The sequence below is a fragment of the Aeromonas sp. QDB62 genome, assembly GCF_027705695.1.
Classification (GTDB): Bacteria; Pseudomonadota; Gammaproteobacteria; order Enterobacterales; family Aeromonadaceae; genus Aeromonas; species Aeromonas allosaccharophila.
The window spans coordinates 59,677-78,193 of sequence record NZ_JAPDCD010000003.1 but is presented as its reverse complement, the minus strand read 5'-3'; the positions used below and the strand labels follow the sequence as shown (position 1 = coordinate 78,193).

General features: G+C 61.1%; 17 protein-coding genes. 5 read left to right on the top strand and 12 right to left on the bottom strand.

What is annotated here, in order from left to right; genetic code table 11:
* Positions 1-95 precede the first annotated feature (95 nt).
* From rlmH to leuS, 6 genes are all read right to left on the bottom strand, one after another.
* Positions 96-563, bottom strand: a complete 468-nt coding sequence (gene rlmH, locus OKC27_RS02420; protein WP_075113486.1) for a 23S rRNA (pseudouridine(1915)-N(3))-methyltransferase RlmH — start codon at positions 561-563, stop codon at positions 96-98.
* Positions 564-582: 19 nt separating this feature from the next.
* Positions 583-924 (bottom strand): ribosome silencing factor, encoded by a 342-nt coding sequence (rsfS, locus tag OKC27_RS02415; RefSeq protein ID WP_182938084.1) that lies wholly within the window; start codon positions 922-924, stop codon positions 583-585.
* 103 nt (positions 925-1,027) lie between these two features.
* Positions 1,028-1,678, bottom strand: coding sequence for a nicotinate-nucleotide adenylyltransferase (gene nadD, locus OKC27_RS02410; RefSeq protein WP_182938083.1), 651 nt, complete (start codon positions 1,676-1,678; stop codon positions 1,028-1,030).
* On the bottom strand, positions 1,672-2,709 hold the full coding sequence (gene holA / locus OKC27_RS02405) for a DNA polymerase III subunit delta (RefSeq protein WP_033135360.1): 1,038 nt from the start codon (positions 2,707-2,709) through the stop codon (positions 1,672-1,674). Before holA ends, nadD begins: the two co-directional genes overlap by 7 nt.
* A 100-nt stretch (positions 2,710-2,809) precedes the next feature.
* The gene (locus OKC27_RS02400) at positions 2,810-3,292 is read right to left on the bottom strand and encodes an LPS-assembly lipoprotein LptE (RefSeq protein ID WP_005335160.1); all 483 of its coding nucleotides are present in this window, start codon (positions 3,290-3,292) and stop codon (positions 2,810-2,812) included.
* 98 nt (positions 3,293-3,390) lie between these two features.
* The gene (gene leuS, locus OKC27_RS02395) at positions 3,391-5,967 is read right to left on the bottom strand and encodes a leucine--tRNA ligase (protein ID WP_182938082.1); all 2,577 of its coding nucleotides are present in this window, start codon (positions 5,965-5,967) and stop codon (positions 3,391-3,393) included.
* A gap of 145 nt (positions 5,968-6,112) precedes the next feature.
* Between leuS and OKC27_RS02390 the strand changes: the two genes are divergently transcribed.
* On the top strand, positions 6,113-6,607 hold the full coding sequence (locus OKC27_RS02390) for a zinc ribbon-containing protein (RefSeq protein WP_058052707.1): 495 nt from the start codon (positions 6,113-6,115) through the stop codon (positions 6,605-6,607).
* Between the two features lie 157 nt (positions 6,608-6,764).
* On the opposite strand, the gene OKC27_RS02385 is transcribed toward OKC27_RS02390, so the two are convergent.
* From OKC27_RS02385 to fldB, 3 genes are all read right to left on the bottom strand, one after another.
* Positions 6,765-8,105 carry a TldD/PmbA family protein gene (locus OKC27_RS02385; protein WP_182938081.1) on the bottom strand — a complete coding sequence of 447 codons (1,341 nt, stop codon included), beginning with the start codon at positions 8,103-8,105 and terminating at the stop codon, positions 6,765-6,767.
* A complete protein-coding gene (locus tag OKC27_RS02380) occupies positions 8,105-9,505 on the bottom strand; it encodes a TldD/PmbA family protein (RefSeq protein WP_182938080.1) in 1,401 nt (466 codons plus the stop codon). The genes OKC27_RS02385 and OKC27_RS02380 overlap by 1 nt, the downstream gene beginning before the upstream one ends.
* Before the next feature lie 202 nt (positions 9,506-9,707).
* Complete coding sequence (fldB, locus tag OKC27_RS02375; protein WP_139710032.1) at positions 9,708-10,226, bottom strand: flavodoxin FldB; 519 nt, start codon at positions 10,224-10,226, stop codon at positions 9,708-9,710.
* Positions 10,227-10,455: 229 nt separating this feature from the next.
* On the opposite strand from fldB, the gene xerD reads away from it, so the two are divergent.
* Positions 10,456-11,355, top strand: a complete 900-nt coding sequence (gene xerD / locus OKC27_RS02370; protein WP_108542164.1) for a site-specific tyrosine recombinase XerD — start codon at positions 10,456-10,458, stop codon at positions 11,353-11,355.
* Positions 11,356-11,427: 72 nt separating this feature from the next.
* On the opposite strand, the gene mscL is transcribed toward xerD, so the two are convergent.
* Entirely contained in the window at positions 11,428-11,838 is a 411-nt protein-coding gene (gene mscL / locus OKC27_RS02365; protein ID WP_047438040.1) for a large-conductance mechanosensitive channel protein MscL, read from the bottom strand.
* A gap of 316 nt (positions 11,839-12,154) precedes the next feature.
* On the opposite strand from mscL, the gene OKC27_RS02360 reads away from it, so the two are divergent.
* From OKC27_RS02360 to OKC27_RS02350, 3 genes are all read left to right on the top strand, one after another.
* Positions 12,155-12,802, top strand: a complete 648-nt coding sequence (locus tag OKC27_RS02360) for a disulfide isomerase DsbC N-terminal domain-containing protein (RefSeq protein WP_042658574.1) — start codon at positions 12,155-12,157, stop codon at positions 12,800-12,802.
* The gene (recJ, locus tag OKC27_RS02355; protein WP_182938079.1) at positions 12,768-14,498 is read left to right on the top strand and encodes a single-stranded-DNA-specific exonuclease RecJ; all 1,731 of its coding nucleotides are present in this window, start codon (positions 12,768-12,770) and stop codon (positions 14,496-14,498) included. Before OKC27_RS02360 ends, recJ begins: the two co-directional genes overlap by 35 nt.
* Before the next feature lie 155 nt (positions 14,499-14,653).
* Positions 14,654-15,838, top strand: a complete 1,185-nt coding sequence (locus tag OKC27_RS02350; RefSeq protein ID WP_182938078.1) for a MerR family transcriptional regulator — start codon at positions 14,654-14,656, stop codon at positions 15,836-15,838.
* Positions 15,839-15,906: 68 nt separating this feature from the next.
* On the opposite strand, the gene lnt is transcribed toward OKC27_RS02350, so the two are convergent.
* Entirely contained in the window at positions 15,907-17,451 is a 1,545-nt protein-coding gene (gene lnt / locus OKC27_RS02345) for an apolipoprotein N-acyltransferase (RefSeq protein ID WP_182938077.1), read from the bottom strand.
* 148 nt (positions 17,452-17,599) lie between these two features.
* On the bottom strand, positions 17,600-18,484 hold the full coding sequence (gene corC, locus OKC27_RS02340) for a CNNM family magnesium/cobalt transport protein CorC (RefSeq protein WP_042061076.1): 885 nt from the start codon (positions 18,482-18,484) through the stop codon (positions 17,600-17,602).
* Positions 18,485-18,517 lie beyond the last annotated feature (33 nt).

The window sequence follows — 18,517 nt, the reverse complement described above, 5'->3', positions numbered from 1 at the left end:
CTCAAGACCCTTGGGGGCAATAACAGCAGGAACTGCATTGTTCACTCTCTGTGATACGGGTGAATATGAGAGGTGAGACTCCAGAGACGCATGGCTCACTCTCTATGATACGGATGATTGGTGGTGATGCTCCAGGCCCGATAGAGGCTCTCGGCCACCAGTACCCGCACCAGCGGATGGGGCAGGGTGAGCGGTGACAGCGACCAGCTCTGTTCGGCGGCAGTCTTGCACTCGGGGGACAAGCCTTCCGGCCCGCCGACCAGCAGGGCGACATCGCGGCCATCAAGTTTCCACGCTTCCAGCTGGGTAGCCAGCTGCTCGGTGGTCCAGGGTTTGCCCGGAATATCGAGGGTGACGATACGCGAGCGGCCTGCGGCCGCCAGCATGGCTTCCCCTTCCTTCTGCAGGATGCGGGGAATGTCGGCATTTTTGCCCCGTTTGCCTGCGCCGATCTCGACGAGTTCAAACGGCATGTCTTTCGGGAAGCGGCGACGATACTCTTCGAAGCCATGCTCTACCCAGGCGGGCATCTTGGTGCCCACCGCAATCAACTGGATCTTCATGGTCGTTACACTTGTGCTCTTATTGCGCATTCACTTGAGCGGCACCGCTCCACAGCTTTTCCAGTTGGTAGAAGTCACGATGTTCATCCTGCATCACATGCACGATCACCGAGCCCATATCTACCAGTACCCATTCACCGCTCAACTGCCCTTCCACGCTCAGCAGATCGAGACCCGCGTGGCGGGCCTCGCCGGCCAGATGGTGGGCAATGGCGCTGACGTGACGACTGGAGTTGCCGGAACAGACGATCATGGTGTCAGTAATGCTGGATTTGCCGCGTACATCGAGGGTGATGATGTCGCGGCCTTTCATGTCATCGATCTTGTCGATGATAAAGGCATGCAGTTCTTGGCCTTGCAATGAGTCTCTCCTCTGTTCCGGCGCGCAGCGTTTGCGTCAGGGCGGCGGATTATATCATGGTCACTCCCGTTTCCCATCGGGCGGGGCGGGATTACGACAGGGGCTAGCGGCGATTGGCGCGGTAGAGCCCCTGTTGATCAATATAGTGCGCAACCGACTCGGGCAAGAGGTAGCGGGTGTCATGCCCCGCATCCAGCAGGGCCCGCAGCCGGGTGGCTGACAGTTCGATGGGCTGGTTGTCCGCCAGCCAGATATGGCCGGCCAGACGCTGGTGCAGCGCGCCGGCATCGCGGGTGTGATGGCGCGCCAGCAGTTGCGCTACTTCGGCCGGATAATCCGGTTGCCAGCCCGGCCGCACGCTCACCACCAGATGGGCATAGTCGAGCAGCTCCTGCCAGCGGTGCCAGCTTGGCAGGCTTAGCAGGGAATCCATCCCCATCAGAAAACAGAGCGGCGTATCGGGCAGTTCATGACGCAGCTCGATCAGGGTATCGATGGTGTAAGAGGGCTTGTCCCGTCTCAGCTCGCGCTCATCCACCACAAAGTAGCGGTTCTCCGCCGCCGCCAGTCTGACCATGGCGAGGCGCTGTTCGCTTGAGCAGAACGGATTGGCGCGGTGCGGCGGGATATGGTTCGGGATCAGCCGTATTTCGGCCAGCCCTAGGGCATCGCGCGCCTCGATGGCCGGGCGCAGATGGCCGATATGGATGGGGTCGAAGGTGCCGCCAAGCAAACCGACAGGCGCTTTCAGCACGGGCTACTCTCCATCACCAGCGGCAGCGGGGTGCCATCACGAAAGCCGAGGGCAATGGTCTGCAACATCAGCCAGGCCTGTTCGGTATCGAAGCGGCGCTGGGCATCGTCCAGCTGGGCCATCAGTTGCCACAGCTGCTGCAACTTGGCAAACGGCAGTCGGGTCAGCGCCTGCTGGATCAGCTGCTGGCGGCTCTGCCAGATGCGCAAGCGGCTGAAGTGCTCCCCCAGCGGCTGGCCGTTGCGCATCGCCAGCGACAGCTCGGTCAGCTGCTCCAGCTCGCGGCAGAGGGTCCAGGCCAGCATCCCCGGCTCGGTGCCTTCGGCCCGCAGGGCGGCCAGAATGCGCTGGGCCCGGTTCACCTTGCCCTCCAGCAGGGTATCGACCAGCTGGAACGGGGTGAAGTGGGCGTGGCGGATGATGGTCTCTTGCAGATAGGTGACGCTGATGGGCTGGGGCGGCGAGAGCAGGGTCAGCTTCTCGATCTCCTGACTGGCGGCCAGCAGGTTGCCCTCGTAGGAGTGGCACATGAAGTTGATGGCATCCGGCAGCGCCTTGAGGCCGAAACGCTGGAAACGGGCACTCATCCAGCGCGGGAAAAATTTGGGCTCCGGATGGTTGACCGGCACATAGGTACCAATCTGGTAGAGCTTGTCGAACCAGGCTGCTTTCATCTGGGTCTGGTTGAGACGACCGCCGCTCAGCACCAGCAGCAGGTCGGGATGGAGCTGCTTGCCGATTTCGCTGATGCGGGCAGCGAGATCCTTGTCCACCTTGGCGGGCAGCTCCAGCTCGATGATCTGACGGGCAGAGAAAAGGCTCATCGCCTGACAGGCATCGTAGACCTGATTCCAGTCCAGCCCCTGTTCCACCACGAAGGTGTGGCGTTCATCGAAACCCTGTTTGCGGGCGACCTGACGGATGGCATCGATCGCCTCTAGTCGCAACAGGGGCTCGTCGCCAAAAACGAGATAGCAGGGCCGAAGCCCTGCTTTGAGGTGGTCACCAAATTGTTCCGGATAAATTCGCATCAGAAGCTTGCCTGACTGAAATGAAGGCGCACAAGATTCGCGGCCTGCTTTGGCTGCTTGAACTGCGACTCGTCACCAAATTGTTCAGGATAAATCCGCATCAGAAGCTGACCTGACTCAACTGCCGGATCACCTGATTGGCCGCCTGCTCCTGCATCTCGCGGTTGAGCTGCTCCTGCTCACGGGAGGAGGCGAGCGCTGCATCCGGCTTGTTGAGGAAGCTGCGGTTGAAGTTGATGGGGAAGACCTGAGTCGGCTTGCCCGGCACCGAGATGGTGAATTGGGTACCAAAGCCCAACACATATTCGGTGTCCGTCCCCAGTGCGTTGACCGAGGCGACCTGACTGGTGCTGCCTACGCCGCCCAGAGTGAGCACCGGAATGCCCTCCTTGTCGGCCAGGGTCACGCCAGAGGCCTTCAGGCGGGTGGTAACCATCCGGTAGAAGTCGCTCTTGTTGTCGCCCACGACCTTCATGGTCATCAGCTCGCTCGGAATGCCGTTGCCGCGCATGTGAAAGCCGCAGCCTTGCAGCAGCAGACCAGCCAGCACGATGGCCATCCAGCGGGTGAAGATGGTGCCCATAGAAAATCCTCTTTGCATTAAGGGAAAGCGGCGGGCGCAAGGCCCGCCGTTATCATCCGTTTGCTGTCACAGATTGGCAATGATCAGTTGGTAGCCAATCAGTTAGCGACAATGTTGAGCAGCTTGCCAGGTACATAGATCACCTTGCGCACGGTCAGACCGTCGGTGAACTTCTGCACGGAGGCATCGGCCATCGCCAGCTTCTCGACATCAGCCTGGCTGATCTCGGCCGGTACGGTCAGCTTGCCGCGCATCTTGCCGTTGATCTGTACCACGACCAGCTTCTCGGTCTCGACCATGGCCGCTTCATCGGCCACCGGCCATGCAGCGTGATCCACGTCGTCACCCTTGCCCAGCATCTTCCACAGTTCGAAGCCGATGTGCGGGGTGATGGGGTAGAGCATGACCACGACAGCTTCCAGCGCTTCCTGCATCAGGGCGCGGTCCTGCTCGTCGCTGCCCAGCTTGGCCAGATTGTTCATCAGCTCCATGATGGCGGCGATGGCGGTGTTGAAGGTCTGACGGCGACCCACGTCATCGCTCACCTTGGCGATGGTTTTGTGCAGTTCACGGCGTACCGCTTTCTGCTCGTTGGTGAGCGCCGCCACATCCAGTGCGGCAACGGCGCCACCGGAGACGTGCTCGAAGGTGGTGCGCCACAGGCGGCGCAGGAAGCGCTGGGCACCCTCTACGCCGGAGTCGGACCACTCAAGAGTCATCTCGGCCGGGGAGGCGAACATCATGAACAGACGGACGGTATCGGCGCCGTAACGCTCGACCATCAGCTGCGGGTCGATGCCGTTGTTCTTGGACTTGGACATCTTGGTCATGCCGGAGTGCATTACCTCACGGCCTTCGTTGTCGGTGGCCTTGGTGATGCGACCCTTCTCGTCACGCTCCACCTTGACGTCGGTCGGGCTGACCCAGACGTTGCCGCCCTTCTCGTCTTTGTAGTAGAAGGCGTCGGCCAGCACCATGCCCTGGCAGAGCAGACGCTTGAAGGGCTCGTCGCTGTTGACCAGACCTGCGTCACGCAGCAGCTTGTGGAAGAAGCGGGCGTAGAGCAGGTGCATACAGGCGTGCTCGATACCGCCGATGTACTGATCCACCGGCAGCCAGTGGTTGGCAGCAGCCGGGTCCAGCATGCCCTTGTCGTAGTCCGGAGAGCAGTAGCGCGCGTAGTACCAGGAAGACTCCATAAAGGTGTCGAAGGTATCGGTCTCGCGGAACGCTTCCTGACCGTTGTAAGTGGTCTTGGCCCACTCGGCGTCGGCCTTGATCGGGCTCTGGATACCATCCATCACCACATCTTCCGGTAACAGTACCGGCAGTTGATCTTCCGGCGTCGGCACCACGGTGCCGTCAGCCAGGGTCAGCATCGGGATGGGGGCACCCCAGTAACGCTGACGGGAGACACCCCAGTCACGCAGACGGAAGTTGACGGTGCGCTTGCCGTGGCCTAGCGCTTCCAGCTTGTTGGCGATGGCGTCAAAAGCGCCCTGGAAGTCGAGACCGTCAAACTCGCCGGAGTTGAACAGTACGCCCTTCTCGGTATAAGCCGCTTCGCTCACATCGACGTCGCCATCAACCGGCTTGATCACCGCCTTGATGTCGAGGCCATATTTGGTGGCGAACTCGAAGTCACGCTGGTCGTGAGCCGGAACTGCCATCACGGCGCCGGTGCCGTAGTTCATCAGTACGAAGTTGGCGACCCAGACCGGTACCTTGCGGCCATCCAGCGGGTGAATGGCATAGAGGCCGGTGGCCATGCCTTTCTTCTCCATGGTGGCCAGTTCGGCTTCGGCTACCTTGGTGTTCTTGCACTCTTCGATAAAGGCGGCCAGTTCCGGGTTGCTGGCAGCAGCCTGCAGCGCCAGCGGGTGACCGGCGGCGATACCGACATAGGTGACGCCCATGAAGGTGTCCGGACGGGTGGTGTAGACCTCCAGCTGCTCAGCCTGACCCTCAATGGCGAAGCTGATGTTGACCCCTTCGGAGCGGCCAATCCAGTTGCGCTGCATGGTCTTGACCATCTCCGGCCAGCCTTCCAGATTGTCGATGTCGTTCAGCAGCTCTTCGGCGTAGTCGGTGATCTTGATGAACCACTGGGGGATCTCTTTCTGTTCCACCGGGGTGTCACAGCGCCAGCAGCAGTTGTCGACCACCTGCTCGTTGGCCAGCACTGTCATGTCGTTCGGGCACCAGTTGACGGAGGAGGTCTTCTTGTAGACCAGACCCTTCTCGTAGAGCTTGGTGAAGAACCACTGCTCCCAGCGGTAGTAATCCGGCTTGCAGGTGGCGACTTCACGATCCCAGTCATAACCCAGACCCAGCATCTTCAGCTGATTCTTCATGTATTCGATGTTTTCGTAGGTCCAGGGCGCCGGGGCAGTGTTGTTTTTGACTGCGGCGTTCTCCGCTGGCAGACCGAATGCATCCCAACCTATGGGTTGCAGCACGTTCTTGCCATTGAGCCGTTGATAACGGGAGATCACATCACCTATGGTGTAGTTACGAACGTGCCCCATGTGTAGTCGACCAGACGGATAGGGGAACATGGACAGGCAGTAGAACTTCTCCTTGTCTACTTTCTCCACGGCCTTGAAGGTTTTCTTGGCATCCCAGTGCTTTTGCACTGCTGGTTCGATTGATTGGGGAACGTATTGCTCTTGCATTGGTGACATCCGGATCTGTGAAATGAATAGATAAATCAGCTGGGAAATCGCAATAGAATACCCATATCCTGCGGCGGCAACAACCGCCAGCGTCCCTTGGGCCTTAAGCCGGGCCAGATCAGGGTTTAGTAGAGGAGTTAGAGCCATGGACAAACGTCAAAAAGGGTACGAAGCCTTCATTGCCGAGCTGCAAAAACAGTGGCAAGAGACTGAAGAGTTCCAGGGGGAGCGCCTCAACCGGATGATCGCCAAGGTGCAGGCCTATCTGGAGGCCGCCAGTGACCTGACCCAGGACGAGCTGGCGCTCATCGCCGAGTACGTGAAGCGGGATCTGGGCAACTATGACGAGGGGCGCCATGACGATAGTGCGCAGGTGGAAGAGTCTGCCTTTATGCTGGCCCTGAAAGACACCGCCTGGTCCTGGTTGGCGGATGTGACCGACCGCGCCCAGGTGGAGTGGCGGGAGCTGGCCGACGAGCTGGAGCACAAGGGGGTTTACGAAGCGGGTGACTGGGTAGGGCTCGGGGTCATGGTGTGCGACCAGTGCGGCTGGCGTCATACCGTGCTGCATCCCCAGCAGCTCGATACTTGCCCAGAATGCGGCTGCGCCGAGTATCACCGCGAGCCGCTCGCGCCCTGAACCATGCCATCAATGCGGATGAGATAACGAGACCTGTAGGGACGATTAGCGAAGCGTAATCGTCCATTTAGCCAGAGGTATCGACACCCTGCTTGCGAATTTGCTTGCCAATAAGAGAGAGGCGCCATCAGGCGCCTCTCTCTATGGATGGGCGGGATTACTTGCCCGCAACGGAGAGGCCGCCAAAACGGATCAGCGGGGCGTAGAAGCCCTTGCCATCGTTGTGATGCAGGGTGTCACCGACCGCTTCCAGCTCGCCGAGCAGGCGGTAGAAGTTGCCCGCCACCGTGATGCCGCGCACCGGCTGGAGTCGCACGCCATCGCGACAGAGGAACCCTGACGCACCAAAGGAGAAGTCGCCGCTCACCGCATCGGCACCGGAATGCAGGCCATCGAGCTTGACCAGTTCCAGATAGTCGCCGCTCTGCACTTCCGCTTCGCTATGGGGACCTGCGCCAAACACCAGATGGCGAGCGGTCACATCGAGGGCGCTGCGGGCACCGCGAGCGGCCGAGCCGTTGCTGGCGACGCCAAAGTGGCGGGCGGTGGCACTGTTATGGAGCAGGGTCTTCAGCTCCCCTTCGCCAATCAGCAGCAGATCCGAGCTGGCTGCCCCCTCGCCATCAAACGCCTTGATGTTCATGCCACCCGGCATATAGACCCGGCTCTCCAGAGTAAGCCAGCGTGACGCCACGCTCTGGCCGACCTTGCTGCGCCAGGGGTTGATCCCCTGCTGGGCCCATTTGCCCGATAGCACCCCCTGAAAGCAGCCAAACAGGCTGGCAAAGCAGTTGGTACTGAAGATGACGCTGTAGCGACCGCTCGGCACCGCTTCACCGGGCAGTAGTCCATCGGCGATGACGTAGATCTGCTCGATCAGGGCCTGGCTATCCAGCTCGTCGAAGCGACGGCCATACTGCCCCTGCGAGTGCATCGACTGGCGGCCATCCCGTTCCACCAGCGCCGAGGTGTAGCAGCCGACGCTGAACTCGCCGTGCTGGCAAAGGGTGCCCTGACTGTTGGCGAGCCAGAGCTGGCTCTCCCCTTCGAAGAAGCTGTTGTAGGGGGCGCCGCTCACATCGGGCATGGCAAGCATGTCTGATTCGAGGCGCAGGGCCAGAGCGATCTTCTCCTCAACCGGCGTGGTATCGGGCTGGTTGATCTCGGCGCAATCTGTGGTGATCCGGCTATTGGCCACCGAGATGCGCTGATCCGGATCCACCTTGGCAAAGCGGCTGGCATCGAGCGCATCCTGCAGCATGGCATCCAGCGCCAGCTCATCGAGAGATTCCGAGTAGGCGATGCCGACCCGGCCCTCTTTGATCAGGCGAATGCCGAGTTGCTGGCTGCTGGTGACCTTGTATTCACCCAGCTCGCCCTTGTCTGCCTTGAGGGAGAAGGCTTTCTCCTGGTTGGCGATGATGTCCGCTTCGGCGTTGAGATCGGCCACCTTGTCCAGCAGGCGGGTGAGCAGTTGGTTCATGTCGAGTTGGCTCATCAGGCGTTCCCTCCCACCAGAATGTTGTCCACTTTGAGAGCCGGCTGGCCCACCGAGGTGGGCACCGAGCCCGAGACCGAGCCGCACATACCGGCGGCCAGCGCCAGATTGCTGCCCACCATGGAGATCTCTTTCAGCACCTGCGGGCCGGTACCGATCAGGGTGGCTGACTTGAGCGGTTTGGTGATTTTGCCGTGCTCGATGAGGTAGGCCTCCTGCACGTTGAAGTTGAACTCGCCGGTACCGGGCTGTACCGAGCCGCCCCCCATCTTCTTGGCGTAGATGCCGTGCTCCACTGTGGCCAACATATCGTCGAGGCTGTGGCTGCCCGGTTCGATATAGGTGTTGCGCATGCGCGAGGTGGGGGCGTACTTGTAGGATTCGCGCCGACCCGAGCCGGTGCGGGCGTAACCCGTCTTGAGGGCGCCCATTCTGTCCACCAGAAAGCCGGTCAGCACGCCGTCCTTGATGAGCTGGGTGTGCTGGGTCGCCATCCCCTCGTCATCGACGTTGATGGAGCCCCAGACGTTGCTCTGCAGCCCTTCGTCCACCGCATTGACCACCGGATTGGCGATGAGCTGGCCCATCTTGTCGTGGAATACCGAGGCCTTCTTGGCTACCGAGGTGGTCTCCAGCAGGTGGCCGCACGCTTCGTGGAAGATGACGCCGCCAAAACCGTTCTCCATGATGACCGGCAGGGTGCCGCTCGGGCAGGGAGCCGCGCCCAGCTTCACCAGTGCCTGACGGGTTGCGGTGAGGGCCAGCTCGCGCGGATCGATGCGATCGGCATGCTCCCAGCCCATCAGGGCGCCGGGGGCCTCGTAACCGACGCTCTGCTCGCTCCCTTCCATGGCGATGGTCTGGGCCATGATGCGGTTGTAGTGGCGGCGATCGGCCACTTGCACTCCTTCGCTGTTGAAGATCTCCACCTCCTGCTCCCAGCCCAGCACGTTGCCGGAGAACTGGCTCACCTTGCCGCTCTCGGCGCGGGCTGCCGCATCCATGGCGTGCAGATAGGCAATTTTTTGCTCCAGCAGCTTGTCGGCCGAGAGCGGCAGCGCCACAGGGTTGCGATCGCTCAGGCGGGTGAAATCAAAGGCGGTGGCGGTCACCACGGGGTCGCGGCGGTCTTTGGCCGCCAGCAGGGTGACGATGCGCAGCAGCTCGTCGCGGCTGGCCAGATTGGTGTAGCCGTAGAGCACCTTGTGGCCGTAACAGAGGCGCACGCCGATGCCGAAATCGAGGCCGCCGCTGATGTTCTCTATCTGGCTGGAGAGCAGGCTGAGCTGGCTGCGGCGCTTGCGCTCGACAAACAGCTCGGCGAAATCGGCACCCAGCGCCAGCGCGTGATCGAGCACGTCACGGGCAATGGCGGGGGCCAACAGGGAGAATGGAGTCATAGAATATCCTTTTCTGGTCTGTCCGTTTGCTTCCGACATCCGGCTCTGATTGTTATGGGATGTCGAGTCCATTGTTGCAGACCAGCACAAAAAAGTCGCTATAGCGCCACGCGATGATACCGATTGAGAAAATCGGTGCGATAACTGCGCCCGGGCGGCCACATCAGCGGGTGAGTGGCCGCCTTGAGAGGAGGGGTAAGGATCAGAGCAGGGCGTGGATTTCGCTCAGGATCTGCTCGACCCACTGCTCGATGCGCGGATCGGTCTGGTCATATTGATTGGCATCGTCCAGCGCCAGCCCGACGAAGTGACGGCCATCGTCGATCAGTGCCTTGGAGGCATCGAATTCGTACCCTTCGTTGGGCCAGTAGCCCACCAGCTTGACCCCTTTTGGTACCAGCTGATCGTGCAGCATGCCGAGGGCATCCTGGAACCATTCGCCATAACCGAGCTGATCGCCGAGGCCAAACAGGGCCACGATGCGTCCCTCCAGATGGAGATCGCTGATATCTTCCCAGCGGGACTCCCAGTCCTCCTGCAGTTCGCCGAAATCCCAGGTGGAGATACCGAGGATCAGGATCTCGTAATCTTCCATCCGGCGCAGGGAGACATCCTTGATATTGTGAATATCCACCAGCTCGGGGCCGATGAGGGCGCGGATCTTCTCGGCAGCCATCTCGGTGTAACAGGTGGTGGAACCGTAAAACAGACCAATCTTCATCGCTCTTCTCTCTTTGGGCGCTTTCTCGCTTGCTCGTGTGGACGACGCCATGTGGGCAACACGATGGGTAACGTAAGGGGAGGGGGCCAGTCTAGCAGATTGCCATTCGACCTTCACCGCCCGGCAAGAGGCCTGGCAAACGTGCCTTATCTTTCCAATGAAAGTGCCTTGTCTTTCCAAGGAGTTGGCGCGTTACAATGGGCCATCGATCCCCTGATTGCAGCGCACCATGAGCAAGCCCGACCTCCATCCCCTGATTGAACCCTTCCTCGACGCCCTCTGGCTGGAGCGGGGATTGTCTGACAACACGGTCAGCTCCTATCGCAGCGATCTGGAGAAGTTCTCCCTCTGGCTCGACGAGCAGGGTAGCTCGCTGCTGCTGGCGGGGATGGACGAGATCCAGCACTACCTCGCCTGGCGGGTCGATCACCAGTTTGCGGCGAGCAGCACCGCCCGCTTCCTGTCGGCGCTGCGCCGTTTTTACCAGTATCTCAACCGCGAGAAGCTGCGCAGCGATGATCCGACCGTGCTGCTGGAGGGGCCCAAGCTGCCGAAAAAACTCCCCTCCGATTTAAGCGAAGCGGAAGTGGATGCCCTGCTGAGTGCGCCGCTGGTGGATGACCCGCTGGAGCTGCGGGACAAGGCGATGCTGGAGCTGCTCTACGCCACCGGGCTGCGGGTCTCCGAGCTGGTGGGGCTCACCGCCGAGCATGTCAGCCTGCGTCAGGGGCTGGTGCGGGTGGTAGGCAAGGGCAACAAGGAGCGGCTGGTGCCGATGGGCGAGGAGGCGATGCACTGGCTGGAGCGTTACTACCGGGAGGCCCGCACCCTGCTGCTGGGGGGCACCAGCTCGGATGTGGTGTTTCCCTCCAAGCAGGCCCGTATGATGACCCGCCAGACCTTCTGGCACCGCATCAAGCTTTACGCGCAGCGGGCCGGGATTAACGGCGAGCTATCCCCCCATACCTTGCGCCACGCCTTTGCCACCCATCTGCTCAACCACGGCGCAGACCTGCGGGTTGTGCAGATGCTGCTGGGTCACGCGGATCTTTCCACCACCCAGATCTACACCCATGTGGCCAACGAGCGACTCAAGGCGCTGCACGGGGAGCATCACCCCAGAGCCTGAGTGGCTGGCCTCCCAAAAACAAAAAACCGCCAGCAGGCGGTTTTTTTATCTCTACACGACAGGAGATGGCGCTTATTTCCCTTGCTGGGATTTCAGCAGATCACGGATCTCGGTCAGCAGCTCCTGATCCTTGGTCGGGCCTGCCGGGGCGGCGGCTTCCTCTTCCTGCTTTTTCTTCAGGGTGTTGATGGCCTTCAGTCCCATGAAGATGGCAAAAGAGATGATCAGAAAGTCGATGATGGTCTGGATGAACTTGCCATAGGCGATAACTACGGCGGGTGTTGCACCTTCTGCGGCCTTCAGGGTGACCGCCAGGTCGCTGAAGTCCACGCCGCCCAGGATCAGGCCGATGGGCGGCATGATCACGTCACCGACAAAAGAGGAAACAATTTTGCCGAAGGCGGCACCAATGATGATACCGACCGCCATGTCGATGACGTTGCCGCGGGCGGCAAAGGCTTTGAACTCTTGAATCAGACTCATTATTTCCTCCGAAATTAAACAAGATAGCGTGTTGATTACCCTTGCCAAAGGGCGAACTCTTGTCAGGAAAAACAGAGGCTAAGCCGCGTTGTTACTGTCGTCCTGACTAGCTTGCGGGCGTTATGAGTCCTTGGCAATCGGGGGGAGCCATTTTTTTGGTACAAAGTGATATTAATTTTTTGGTAAGTAGCTGGTTGAATGATGAGCTGTGCTGCTGTAGTTTGCTGGGTCGATTCATTCATACCACGTGAGTAAACAAGTGAAGTATTTACTACTGGGAATGATGCTTTTGTGCACATTTGCTGCCAGAGCGGGGATGGATACCCAAGCCTTGAAACAGACCATCACGGCCCGGCTGGGGGTCCCCGTCTATCTGGTTGAACCGACCCCAATCGCGGGGTTGTATATGCTGGGCACCTCGCAAGGGGTGCTCTACAGCGATGCCAAAGGGGACTATGTGGTGCAGGGAATCATGCTGGATATGACCCGTGACATGAAGAACCTGACCATCTCTGGCATGCGTGAGCAGCGCCGACTGGGCCTGGCTCAGGTGGCCCATACTCCCATCGTGCTCAAGGCTCGGGATGAGCGTCACCGGGTCGCGCTGTTTCTCGGCGAACAGGATGCGGCACGCCGTCAGCTCTCCGCCACACTGCAACAGTTGCAGGCCTCCGGCGTGAGCGTCGAGATCTATCCCGTCATTGACCATGCCGAACGGGCGGCAGACTGGTGCAGCGACCCCCTGCTGCAAAATGATCCGTTAAAAGCCTATTTGCCTCAAACGGCATGTAGTGAGACCCTTATCCAAAATATTGGCCTGAGCCAATGGTTGGGGGTCAAGGTACTGCCGGCCTGGGTCTCCTCTGACGGGGATCTGGTGCGCGGGTATCAGAGCCCCGAACAGCTGCTCAAGATACTGGATCATATTGATGTCCCTGCAAATCCGTCGTCGTCCGCGAGTTGATGATTCCCATCTGCCTGCCACCCTGCATCCCCTGCTTCGCCAAATCTTCGCCAGCCGTGGCGTAGATGATCCCGCCCTGCTGGAGCGCAGCGCCAGCCAGCTGTTGCCGCCCCAGCGCCTCTATGGCATGGAGCAGGCGGTGCCGCTGCTGGCGGATGCCCTGACTGCCCAGAAACGGATCCTCATCGTCGGTGACTTCGATTGCGACGGCGCCACCAGCTCGGCCCTGTGCGTGCTGGCGCTGCGCGCCATGGGCGGTCGCCACATCGATTTTCTGGTGCCCAACCGCTTCGAGTTCGGCTACGGCCTCACCCCCGAAATTGTCGAGCTGGCGGTGGCCCGTGGCGCCGAGTTCCTGATCACGGTGGATAACGGTATCTCCAGCATCGCCGGGGTGGCGGCGGCCAAGGCGGCGGGCATGCAGGTACTGGTTACCGATCACCATTTGCCGGGTCAGGAGCTGCCTGACGCCGATGCCATCGTCAACCCGAACCAGCATGGCTGCGATTTCCCCTCCAAGTCGCTGGCCGGGGTGGGGGTGGCCTTCTATCTGATGGCGGCTCTCAACACCCACCTGCGCCAGCTCGGTTGGTATGAGCGGCAAGGGCTGCGCGCCCCCAATGTGGCGGATTATCTCGATCTGGTGGCGCTTGGCACGGTGGCCGATGTGGTGGCGCTCGATGGCAACAACCGCATTCTGGTCCATCAGGGCTTGCAGCGGATCCGGGCCGGCCGCTGTCGCCCCGGTATCCAGGCGTTGGTGGATGTATCGGGCCGCGATGGTCGCCGCCTCACCGCCGCCGATCTCGGTTTTGCGCTGGGGCCGCGCCTCAACGCGGTGGGCCGCCTCGATGACATGTCGCTCGGGGTCGCCTGTTTGCTGAGCGATGATCTCAATCTGGCGCGCCAGCTCGCCTCCGAGATGGATAGCCTCAATCAGGAGCGCAAGGAGATTGAGCAGGGGATGCAGCAGGAGGCGCTTGCCACCCTGGAGCAGATCCGTTTTCGCGATGGCGAGGTGCCGTCGGGCATAGTGCTGCACCGCAACGAGTGGCATCAGGGGGTGGTGGGGCTGGTGGCCTCCAAGGTGAAGGAGAAGTACTACCGCCCGGTCATCGCCTTTGCCGAAAGCAGCGAGACCGAGCTCAAGGGCTCCGGCCGCTCTATCCCCGGGGTGCACCTGCGCGATGCGCTGGAACTGCTCGATACCCGCCACCCCGGCCTGATGGGCAAGTTTGGTGGCCACGCCATGGCAGCGGGGCTGACCCTGCCCAAGGCCAATATCGAGGCCTTCGGTCGGGCGTTTGAGGTGGTCATCAGCGAGCTGGTGACCCCCGAGCTGTTGACCGGGGTGCTGCTCACCGACGGCGAGCTGCTGCCGGACGAGCTAAACCTCGAGCTGGCGGAGCTTATTCGCGCCTCCGGCCCCTGGGGTCAGGCCTTCCCCGAGCCGCTGTTTGACGGCGAATTCGTGCTGGTGCAGCAGCGGCTGGTGGGAGAGAAGCACCTCAAGATGATGCTGACTACCGATTCCGGCTATGCGGTGGATGCCATCGCCTTCGGCGTCGATCTCAAGCGCTGGCCCGATGCCTCGGTCAAGCGGGTGCGGCTGGTCTACCGGCTCGATGTCAACGAGTGGCGCGGTAACCGCAGCGTGCAGCTGCTGGTGGAGCATCTGGAAGCGGCTGGTCTCTGAGCCGGTAGCATCGCTGATAGCGCTGACAACGGCCACCCTCGGGTGGCCGTTTTTGTTGGCGGATCTCTGGAAAAGGGCGTTGACCTGTCTATAGCTTCACAGTTTAAGCTCGTCTCTATCGGGTCACCTGAGGGCCCGCACCGTGAGTGATTGCCATGAAAATATCCGAACTGGCCCGCCGCTGCGGCCTCGCCCGCTCCACCCTGCTCTATTACGAGAAGCTGGGGGTGATTTCCGGTACCCGGGCCGCCAACGGCTATCGCCACTATGACGAGGGGGATCTGCAGCGACTGCAGATGGTGCAGGCCCTGCAGGCGGGTGGTCTCAGCCTCAAGCAGTGCCTCGCTTGTCTGGCTGGTGAGATAGATCAGGCGGCATTGCAGGCCCGGGTCAGGGAACTGGATGAGGAGCTGGAGAGGATGCGGCGCGCCCGGGATCTGCTTGCGGATCTGGCGGGGCTGAGCCTGCGCTCTGGTGAGGAATTCAAAGCCTGGCAGCTGCAACTGCAGCGCGAGGCACCGGAGGCCTACTTCGCGTGGGTGATGAAACAGGGTTTTAGCGAGAAAAATCGCTACCACTTGCAATGGTTGAGCAAAGACATGAATGAACATGAGCGTTACATCAAGGACTTTATCCAGCTGCTGGATGGCATGAGTTACTGGGGGCCGGGGGATCGAGCCTTCACTCAGCAGCAGTTTGCTGCTTTGCCCATCCGGCCGCGCCGGATCCTCGATATGGGCTGCGGGCGCGGGGCATCGACCATGGCGCTGGCTCAGGTGACCGATGCCGCCATTGTGGCCATCGATCTGGAAGAGGAGGCACTGGCCGCCGTGGCGCACTCCGCCCGTGCGGCGGGCTTTGAGCATGTATCCACCCTCTGCGCCAACATGGCGGCACTGCCGGACGATCTGGCTCCGGCTGACCTCATCTGGGCGGAGGGGAGCGCCTACGTGATGGGGGTTGCCAATGCGCTGAAGGCGTGGCGTCCGCTGCTCGCGAGCCCGCAGGCTTGCATCGTGCTGAGTGATGCGGTCTGGCTGACCGATAATCCGCCCGAGGAGGCATTGGCATTCTGGCAGCAGGATTATCCCGCCATGCAGACGCTGGCGGGCCTGCTTGAGACGGTACAAGCGGCAGGCTACCGCTGCCTGTCACACACCCCATTGCCGATGAGTGCCTGGAACAATTATCTGGACCCCATCGAGGTCAATCTGTTGCGCTATCGAGACGAGCTGGGGGAGAGTGCTGCCTGGCAGGACTTGAGCCGGGAAGTGGCCATCCACCGCCAATATCTGGGCAGTTACGGCTATGTGATCTGCTGCCTGCAAAAAGATGCGTGATAAGTTGTCGTAAAAAAAACGAGGCGCCTGCGGGCGCCTCGTTTTTTATCGCGGATTGCGGATTGGCGTTACAGCTCGCGGGCCCAGGGGTGGGCCTTGGGGCGCAGCGCCAGCGCTAGACCCAGCAGCAGCACGGTCAGACCGTAGAGGGGCCAGCTGCCAAAGCGCATATAGGGGGTCTCGCCGTGGGCGGGACGCACCTCGCTGCGCAGCACGCCCGCTTCAAACTGCGGGATCTGGCCGATGATGCTGCCGTCGATCTCGGTAACGATAGTGATACCGGTGTTGGTGTCCCGCAGCAGCGGGCGAGCCAGCTCCAGCGCGCGCATCCGGGCGATCTCCATATGCTGCCAGGGGCCAATGCTGGTGCCGAACCAGGCGTCGTTGGAGACGGTTAACAGGAAGTCGGTATCGGCATTGACGTTGCGGCGCACCTCTTCCGGGAAGATGATCTCGTAGCAGATGGCGGCGGCGAACTTGAGCCCCTTGGCGATCAGGTTGGGCTGAATGTCATCGCCCCGGCTGAAAGAGGACATCGGCAGGTTGAAGAAAGGGGCGATGGGGCGCAGCAGATCTTCAAACGGCACGAATTCGCCGATGGGCAGCAGGTGGTACTTGTTGTAGCGGTTGGAGTGGTTGTAGAAGTAGGACTCCTTGCCATCCGCATCCTGCACCCCCATGCCGAGCACGGTATTGTAGAAGCGCTGTTGCTGCTCGTCGTAGTGGATGATCCCCGCCAGCAGGCCGGTATCGTTCACCTTCATCGCCTTGTCCAGATTCTCCAGATAGGGGCCCATCGCCTTCTCGATGGCCGGGATCGCCGACTCCGGCCAGACGATGATGTCGGCATCCTGATTCTCGCGGCTCAAATCCTGATAGGTGCGCACCGTTGGGGCCAGCGCCTCCGGATCCCATTTGAGGGACTGGGCGATATTGCCCTGTACCAGCGCCACCTTGACCGGCTCACCACGGGTCACCCAGTTGAGCTGCATCAGACCGTGAGCACCTGCGACCAGCAGGGCGGGCACCGCCAGCCAGAGCGGGGAGCGGGATTTCCACACCAGCCAGATAGCGGAGGCAGACAGCAACAGGGCGAGGGTGATGCCCTGCACCCCGAGAATGGGGGCAAAGCCCTTGAGGGGGCCGTCGATCTGGCTGTAACCAAACCAGAGCCAGGGGAAGCCGGTCATCACCCAGCCGCGCAGCCAGTCAGCCACCAACCACAGGGCCGGGAAGGCGAGCAGCCAGCGGCTCCAGTGACGGCCGCCAAAGAAGCGGGCGAAGGCCCAGCAGGCGAGCGTCGGGTAGAGCGCCAGATAGGCGGAGAGCCCGGCCAGCAGCACGAAGGCGACCGGCAGCGGGATGCCGCCAAACTCGGTCATGCTGACGTGGATCCACCACAGCCCCGGCAAAAAGAGTCCCATGGCGTAGCCAAAACCGCGCCAGGCGGCCTGTTTCGGCGTGGCTTTGTCCAGCATGGCGTAGAGGCCGAGCAGGGAGGGGATCACCAGCGGCCAGTAGCCGAAGGGGGAGAAGGCCAACACGGCGATGGCACCGCAGGCCAGTGCGCTGAGGCTCAACAGGATTCTTGATGTAACGGGAGATGATTTCACGGGCGATTGTGCTCGTCTTGGTGTGCAACTGGGGTCGAATGGCCGCTATCTTAACCTGTAAGCGGGGCAACGGCGAGCCTCTATGCCGGTGGCAGAGAGCACAACGCCCCGAGGTCGGGGCGTTGTTTCACACATCGAGCGGATCTGCTTACTGCGGCTCGGATTGCGCCGCCGCGTGGTGCTCGGGGATCTTCACCTGCAGTTGCTGCAGACGGCGCCGGTCGGCATGCATCACCTTGAACAGGTAGCCGTCCAGCTCGATCTCCTCGCCCTTCTTGGGCAGGTGGCTGAAGGCGTGCATCACCAGACCGCCCACCGTATCCACCTCTTCATCGCTGAATTTGGTGCCGAAGAAGTCGTTGAAATCCTCGATCTCGGTCAGGGCGCTGATGGAGAAGACCCGCTTGCTGAGGCGGCGAATCTCGTCCGGCTCATCCTCGATGTCGTCAAACTCGTCGTCAATCTCGCCAACGATCAGTTCCAGTATGTCTTCGATGGTCACCAGACCGGAGACGCCACCAAATTCGTCGACCACGATGGCCATGTGGTAGCGCTCTTCACGGAACTCCTTGAGCAGACGGTCAACCCGTTTGCTTTCCGGCACGATCACCGTGGGGCGCAAGATTTTCTCGAGCTGCAGCGGCTCGCTGGCGTGATGGCCGCCAAACCCGAAGGGGAGCAGATCCTTGGCGAGCAGAATGCCCTCCACATGATCCTTGTCTTCGTTGATCACCGGGAAGCGGGAGTGACCGGACTCGATGATCACCGGCAGGATCTCGTCGATCGGCTGGGACTTCTCGATGGTCACCATCTGGGAGCGGGGGATCATGATATCGCGCACGCGAAGATCGGCGATCTCCAGCACCCCCTCGATCATGTCCTTGGTGTCCTGATCGATGAGGTCTCGCTCTTCGGCATCGGCTATCACGTCTACCAAATCATTGCGGTCTTTTGGCTCGCCCTGGAAGAGTTGGCTGAGTTTGTCGAGCCAGGTTTTCTTCGGCGAGCCGGTACTAGGGTGATCGTCGGTCATTTTTTCTCTTGGTTACTCGCTTCAACACACTTG